Genomic DNA, 7,666 nt, shown 5'->3' with positions numbered 1-7,666 from the left:
TTGGAAGCATCATTTATTTAAGTTAGATACATATTATATGTACGAAGGCATTTCATTTACACAAGATTCTTGACGCTACCCGAATTCGAGTTTCACCAGTGTTACTATCTAGAGTAACTTTTGGATTATTAACTACAATTTCTTGTGGTGCAACTGCAGTTAATGCTTTTATCTGGTCATCAGTTAGTTGATTATTATTCATGCTGGAAAAAACAATTTTGCTAAAAGTAATTTTAGTTTGACCGGCATTAACTCGATCAATTAATTTTTTACCTGCATTCGTTAAGATCCCTACGTTTGGCGTTGCCAATTAAACCATCTCCTCAACAGTAATTTGTGGATAAGACTGGGCATGAACTCCTACATAAAGCTGGTTGTTAACTGTCGTTGCATACTGTAAATCCTTTAATAAATATTCTGGTGGCAGCATCGACTGAATAGCATTGGTTAAAATTTTACGTTTAACTTCTGCCTTGTCACCTGAATTAAAATCAAAGGGAATATTGGTCACTTCGACTTCTTCTGGATTATCGGTACCGTTAATGTCGAACACATCTGTGCCAATATTTAAAACCGTTGCAATCAACATTTTTAAATCATTAGTTGTAATGCCCATATGGTTTTTCAATAATTGTAAACGAACTTGAAATCGTAAAAAATCATCGTCATCATCTAGCCGATTGATGCCATAGTCCAGTGCAATATCTGTTAATGTTTGCCCACTGGCATTATTTAACAAAACCTGATCTGATATACTGAGCAAGTCATTTTTGTGTTCATTAAGAAGATCAGCAATCAAGTTTAATAAGTTTTGATTATTTGATTCATCTTCCTGATTCATAATCGCCGGAAACATTGAAACTAACCAGTTCCGTAAAGTGCTATCAGATAAATCCGTTTCGGTTTGATACATTTAGCACCCCTCTTTATTTTTCAGTCACGTTAATCGTAATATTGTCAGAACTGATAACCGCCAATTGAAAATCACTGACACTAATATCCGTTTCTGCCAATGTTTTAGGATTTGTACCTAATTTGACAGCAACATCAGTCACACCAGCAGGTGAATATCCGGGTCCAAATAGTTTTGAATAGAGAACTTTATCACCCATATTGAGAGTGTCAAAATAATTTAAAATGTTAGTCTTAATGATTTTTGGCCCATTATCAGTATCAAAAACCGTATTGTTAACATTCAAATCCAATTCAACATAAATTGGTACCGTCTCAGCCCGATCAAACGAAACGGCATATTGACGACCACCTACGTCTGTTGCCATACCAATCACGGAGCCAATAGTTTTAGTTTGCGGCGGTAAAACATCAAAGAATTTTTGAGAAATTTGACTATCATTACCGCCAATTACGTAAAGGTGAACTGATTTGGGAGGATTCCCATAGCTGTCTTTACTCATTGTATTGTTATTGACCAAACGAACATCAGTTACCCCAGTTAGATTTTTAATGGCCGTTTGAATACCATTAGGCGTACTATTCTCAGCACTTTTACGGTTATCTAAAATTCGTTGCCGTAGCGCATCATCAGTTTCTGCATCCGTGCCACCTGTAGCTGCTTGCTGGTTAGTAACTGCATAAAAACCGTCAATTGAATTAACTGGATTAACAATAGTGGCCGGCATAACATTTGAATCTGTCCCAGTATCTATAGCTACCGCTTGAACCGTTTTCCGGCCCAAAGGATTGCCGTCATCATCAATCAGTGGCTGAGTGTTTCTACCACTATCAACATATGTTGCTTGCTTAGTAATCATAATATCTGCCAAGGTTGAAAATAGTTGACCATCTGGGGTAGAAAACTGTGTCCCTTCTGGAATAACGGTTGGCGAATCTGGATCTACATAACCATCAATTTGTAAATACACATAAGCATTAGTTGCCGGTTTACGGTAAACACTAATTTCAGCTGCCAAATCATCCAGATTTGCTCCGGAACTTTTCAAAACAAAAAAGGAGTTATAAACCCCCTGGGCCAAACTTTCCAACGTGTCATCAACTTCTGACAAAATGCCAGCAATCATTCCCGGAGTCTGCTCATCATCTAAATCAATGCCATCGCCAAAATATTTGACAAACAAAGCATTGATATCGTTTCGTAAATCATCCAATTCAGGACGATCATATCCATTAGCCGTTAGCGGCATCATCTTCATCTCCTAGATCATCGACGCTAACACTGCTCGTAACAGTTTCACCAGTTGTAAGGGTGACCGTTGCTTCCAGCGAAGTAATCCGCTGTTGTTGATTAGCTTCGAAATTAGTAATTTCAATTGAATCAAAAGTATCGGGCCATTGTTCTTGCAGATAGTCAGATAAAATTGACTGAATAATCCCTTGGTCATCTGCATTAGCAAGTAATTCGTTATGATCGAGACCAATATCTTCATTCCAAAGCAATTCAGCAATATTAATGTTCAATAGCAAACTGAGTTTCTGGGTAATTTCATCATCATCTTCGACCATATTAAAAGCACCAGTGTTTGGATTAAGATCCAAGTCACCGGTGCTATCTAATCCAAATGCAATCATGGTTTAATCACCGCCTCAATCACTGCATCTTGTATCGAGTGCATTCTTTTGGTATCGATTTTATAGTTGTTTTTGCCAGACCAATTGTCCATCTCACGATCACAAAAGCCGACCCAGACCACTGAGCCGACTTTAAAAGCGTGTTTCTCTTTAGCTTTATCAAACACGTGATAGGGTCCATGCGGTCCAGACGTCTCACCATGCGGTGCTGTGTGCGTGTGCCCATTATAAGTTTTGACAAACTTATCAGCCCATTTCATGAAATCAACAATATCATTGATCATTGATATCGAATCAGGAACAACCACTTCAGTTAATGCCGCTCGTTTATCACCATCTGATTGAAGTGGTAGTGGTTGAACATCACAACGACGATGAGCTTTATCATATGAAATCACTCGTCCGATTGTGTGACAATTAACTTCTGATTTAAAGAATTCCAAAAAATCATTCTTAAAGAAATTTACTTGCTTATTTTTAGCATCAATTGCAACTTTTCTTTTCTTAAGCATAAACTACCACTTCCATTTTATACGAGTCCTGGTCATGAGTATGATCCACACTTTTTACTCTTTGAAGACCAGTAAGATTGGTCGACTTCACATAAACTGCCGATCCTGCGCAAACACGTGGGTCATCAAAACACTCTAAGGTCCATGTTGGCTTACCATCATCATCACTGTTATAGGTTGGCTCTTGAGTTAATCCATGGTACATCGTGAGATATAGATGTTCATTGTAAGGATTAGGCTTAACACCATCATCGATATATAAGGCGCCCTTACGATAATAAACCGTGCTCCCACAATCCTTTACAATTGCTTGAATAGCTGCCAAGGGCTTGGCTGATAGCGTATATCCTTTTTTGAAAACATGATTTTTCTTTAAATTAATTGCTGAAATTTCAATTTTTGCCTCACGTTTAATCCGATCAATAATTTGGCTGGCTTTAGTTCCCTTTTTGAACGTGATGTTAACTTTGCTGATCTTTCGTTTCTTGTATGAAATTGACTTCCCGCCACTGGCTTTAACCGTGTGGGTTACCAATTTTGATCCGTTAAAATTGCTGTAAAGGCGCTTATCCTTTGAATAATCGCGTCCTTCTTCGAAGGTTATCTGGGTTTCTTTATCCATGCCACTTAGGGTTTCGGGAGCAATTTGAGTGATCGTGCCTTCGGTTAATTTACCGTATAGATCAGTAGGCCCGCTGTAAACAATGATGTGATCATTTTGATTAATTTTGGCCAAATGAGTTTTGGATAAATTAAACAGGGTTACCGTGCAGGTAGCAGGACTACCACCATCATCAGAAGGAATATCATAATTAATCGGCACATTATTTTTTTCTGAGAGTGTTAGCTTGTTACCATTATGAGTAATAACCAAAGTAGTCGAATATCCCCAATAGTAACCCTTGCTTGTAGTTTTTTCTGCCATTAATTCTCACCATCCGGAATATCATCAATACATAACTGCACGGTATCGCCTAAGTTTCCGAGATCAATTTCATCTTCATTTCCTGACTCATCCATTGGAATAATTGTTTCAATTGGAAGACCTGGAGCATTTATTCCGTGCCATAACGGTTGGTTTAAAGTTACCACTTCTCCAAGCCAGATTGGTGTACCGTCGAGTTGATAAATATCTACCGTAAGTGACTGATCAATTTCATTCCACTGGAATCCAAATAAATAGCTTCCTGAGTCTAAATCAATCTCTTGCTGATAAGGAATGTCAGCAGGTGATATTGGAATATAGTCATGTACTGGCATTATTCATACCTCACTTTCGCTCCAACTGGGATCGACTTAGCTGGCCACTTATTTAACTTTTCTAACTCAGAAACTTTTACTCCCGTTTTTTGCGAAATCGACCAATAGGTCATCCCTGTTTTAACGGTTGTCGTTTTATGAGTGGTTTTCTTGGTTCCACCTTTTCTTGTGGTTGCTGACTTAGATTTGGTCTTTGATTTCTTTTTGGCATAACCAATTTTGGACTTCAAAGCATACGTAAAAGTTAATGATAGTGCCAGTGAGTTCTTGTTTCCTGCTGTGTTGGCCGTTTTACCGACAGAGGATAGATAGGCGTGTGCCCATTTTGAAAAGCCACGAACGGTAACCTCAACTCCCTTTCGAGCCCAGCCTTGTAAGATTTCAAATTGTGTATCTAAATCACTCGTTTTGCCAAATAAGTAGTACATTCCTGATAACTGTTTGGAACTTCGAACGCTGTAATTAGTTCGAGGATCTGAGTTATCTACTTCGTTAGTCGGAACATCCTGATCGTTAGTTTCAGATGGATCTGATTCACCTAAGATAAAAACTCGACTGGTCATTGCATCTGTCCGCTGAATCGTTGTTAACCCATTAAGATACACCTTCTTATGTATCTTATATTTTTTCTTGGCATCTGCAATTTTATCGCTAATTTTAGATCGATTTTGAGTTTGTTTCTTCTTAGTTTCCACCCTTTTCTTAGCAACATAAGCATTGTGATAAGTTTGATAAACCTTCTTATCTTTTGTCTTTTTTGCATTAATATCATCAATCTTTTTCTTTTCAACACTAATTGCATGATTGGCCTTTGTGCGAGCTTTTAACTGCTTTTGATACTCAGCAGTATTGGTAAGCTTAGTAATTGATTGATAGACTTCTTTTTTTTGTTTAGTTAGGTCTTTAATGGTTGACTCAATTGATTTTTTCTTAGAAGATTTCTTGGTTTTGCTCAATAATTTCTTCTGCTTATCAATTTCATCCTGTTTAGCATCATAGGCGTCTTTAAGACTGTTGTACCCATTTTGCTTTTGCAAATATTCATCGTAAGTGTCTAACTTATCCTTATCCTTATCAATGGTACTTTTAGCAGTATCAATTTGGTCAGCATCTTTGCTGACAGTTGATTTCCATTCGGTTGATTTCTTCTGCAAATAAGTTAAAGTCTTGCCTTTAACAGAATGCGTTGCTGATTTTTTGGTCATACCGTAAGGCCTCCTTCATCATTTGAGCCCAGTAACTGACGCATTTTCTCAACGAGATCGTTATTACGTTTTTCAATCCGTTCATCAATTTTATTGATTGTTGAACTATCAGCATGACCTTGAATAGTCAAATTGGTTCGAGCATCAATTGACACTTTTTTATTTTGACCGTTAATAATCTTTTCAGAAGCTTCATGCGGAATCATTAGGCCGCCTGTATCAGGTTTAAATAGTTCCCATCCTTTTTCGTGTACAATCGAAAGCTCATCTTTGTTAATACGACCGCCGTTAGCGTGTCCCTTAATTGCTTTATATGCTGCTTCGGCGTTGCTAATACGAGTTCCTCCGGTTGTGTCTTCATTACCACCTGATTCCCAACCAGCGAAGAACTTTCTAGCAGCTTCTGCTGGATTAGCCATCCTTAATACTGCTTTAAAGGCTCCAGATTCGCCAGGTTCATGAAGTGCGTATTCCAGTTGACCTTTGGCAGAGTTCCAAGCATAACCATGCTTTTTCTCCCAGTTACGCAATCCAGTTTCACGTCCAAATGTCCATTGGCCTAACCCAGTGCCATGATCTTTGCTATTAATTGCCGAGGGGCTTAAGAGTGATTCTTGCATCCAGTTACCTAGGATACCGGCAATTCCAGCATCAGTAGCAGAGGGATAAGCTTGTTTAAGGGCTTTCGCTATTTCTCTAGCTCGTTGACTTTCATCTCCAGCAATACCAACAGATCCCATAGCACCGCCATTGTCTCCGAATTTATTAGCTAACTTAGACATAAATTTAAAGAATCCGCTGCCAACTTGTTTCTTAATGAGTGATTGAATACCACTAGAAGCTGATTTTTTAATAGACTTAGGAGCACCATCAGATTCACCGTGCATTTTAGTGACGTCATACCACCCATTATGTGAATATCCGCCGTGATTCCAGAGCGATCCTTTAGAAACCCCGACGTGAACATGTACATCGTGCCCAGCTAAATGCCCAAGAGTTCCAAGCACTTGACCAGTCTTAATTTGATCACCTATATGGACTTTAATGTTTCCAGCATTACCAAATTCTTGATAAATTTCTTGGAACCCATCTGATGATTTGACAGTGATAATATTGCCCAAGTCTTTAAAGTCGTTCCACGGATTACTTCCACCAGTTCGAGTAACTGTGCCACCATGAACGGCTCGGAAAGCCGATCCAATCGGCCCGGAAAAATCAACGCCATCATGAAGTCCGCTCCCTCGTCGTGCGTTAAATCCATTTGACTCTGGTAAACCAGGAGTATGTGCCCAATTGCCACCGGCACCAGAACCGCCATCCAGATTAACCATCCCCCAAAGGGACTTCCACCAATTAGCAGCCGAGGATTTCATCTTATCAAAAAAGCCATTGGCAAAGTCTGATAAAACAGTTCCCTTGCCAGATGGCTTTTTAAGCAGCCCAGTTAAATATTTACTTGGATCTTTAACGATTGACTTAACGGTATCAAATACTTTCTTAGTGGCCTTAACAACGCCACCAGCGAAGTTGCCAATTGCTCCGAATCCTTTTTCAACACCGCCAACAACAGATGAGCCAATGCTCTTAGCACCATTCCATAAATTGCTTAGCAAACCAGTTCCTTTAGCAAAGTGACCCATCCCATTCAGCGATAATGCAAACTTTGTTTCAGAAGCATTCAAAATTTCAGCGCCTGGTTCAAGTAATCGTTTAACATTAGTTCCTTTAATCAACTCACTCATGCCATTAGGATGAATCAGCATTTCACGATTGCCAGTTTCAGGTGAATCATGACCATCGTTTAGCATTGCTAAAGTTGGTTTCGTAATCTCATGACGTTGATTGCCAAGCATACCTGTACCAGAAGCAAAGTGAACATAACCAATCTTACCGATTGCTTTACTTGAACCGCCAAACATGTGGATAACTCCATCAATTAAACCAATGCCATCATTTAAGACCTTAATCACATCGTTGATTCCGTTTGAAACATGTTTCGTAATTGATTTCCATAGATTGCCAAACCAATCATCAATCCCATTCCAGAAGTCTTTCCATCCTTTGCCGATACCTTTCCAAGCATTACTAAAGAAATCAGCCATTTTTCCTAGTCTGCCGCCGGTTAGTTTATTAACCCAATCA

Annotated in this window: 9 protein-coding genes; all 9 read right to left on the bottom strand. The window is 38.9% G+C overall.

The features are described from left to right. Positions 1–52 precede the first annotated feature (52 nt). On the bottom strand, positions 53–310 hold the full coding sequence (locus KTE19_RS07920) for a hypothetical protein (protein ID WP_217342018.1): 258 nt from the start codon (positions 308–310) through the stop codon (positions 53–55). Further along, positions 311–913 carry a hypothetical protein gene (locus KTE19_RS07915; RefSeq protein ID WP_217342017.1) on the bottom strand — a complete coding sequence of 201 codons (603 nt, stop codon included), beginning with the start codon at positions 911–913 and terminating at the stop codon, positions 311–313. 13 nt (positions 914–926) lie between these two features. Continuing rightward, a complete protein-coding gene (locus tag KTE19_RS07910; protein ID WP_217342016.1) occupies positions 927–2,165 on the bottom strand; it encodes a baseplate J/gp47 family protein in 1,239 nt (412 codons plus the stop codon). Continuing rightward, entirely contained in the window at positions 2,146–2,547 is a 402-nt protein-coding gene (locus KTE19_RS07905) for a hypothetical protein (protein ID WP_217342015.1), read from the bottom strand. Before KTE19_RS07905 ends, KTE19_RS07910 begins: the two co-directional genes overlap by 20 nt. Further along, positions 2,544–3,059, bottom strand: a complete 516-nt coding sequence (locus tag KTE19_RS07900; RefSeq protein ID WP_217342014.1) for a hypothetical protein — start codon at positions 3,057–3,059, stop codon at positions 2,544–2,546. The genes KTE19_RS07905 and KTE19_RS07900 overlap by 4 nt, the downstream gene beginning before the upstream one ends. After that, complete coding sequence (locus KTE19_RS07895; RefSeq protein ID WP_217342013.1) at positions 3,052–3,984, bottom strand: hypothetical protein; 933 nt, start codon at positions 3,982–3,984, stop codon at positions 3,052–3,054. Before KTE19_RS07895 ends, KTE19_RS07900 begins: the two co-directional genes overlap by 8 nt. Beyond that, positions 3,984–4,319, bottom strand: a complete 336-nt coding sequence (locus KTE19_RS07890) for a phage baseplate plug family protein (RefSeq protein ID WP_217342012.1) — start codon at positions 4,317–4,319, stop codon at positions 3,984–3,986. The genes KTE19_RS07895 and KTE19_RS07890 overlap by 1 nt, the downstream gene beginning before the upstream one ends. Then, on the bottom strand, positions 4,319–5,524 hold the full coding sequence (locus tag KTE19_RS07885; RefSeq protein ID WP_217342011.1) for a LysM peptidoglycan-binding domain-containing protein: 1,206 nt from the start codon (positions 5,522–5,524) through the stop codon (positions 4,319–4,321). Before KTE19_RS07885 ends, KTE19_RS07890 begins: the two co-directional genes overlap by 1 nt. Further along, positions 5,521–7,666: phage tail tip lysozyme (locus tag KTE19_RS07880; RefSeq protein ID WP_217342010.1), on the bottom strand; the 2,146-nt coding region annotated here is incomplete at its 5' end. The genes KTE19_RS07885 and KTE19_RS07880, both read right to left, overlap by 4 nt.

It is taken from the genome of Lentilactobacillus dabitei (assembly GCF_019061365.1).
Taxonomy (GTDB): domain Bacteria; phylum Bacillota; class Bacilli; order Lactobacillales; family Lactobacillaceae; genus Lentilactobacillus; species Lentilactobacillus dabitei.
This window is presented reverse-complemented; position numbering and strand designations above follow the sequence as displayed.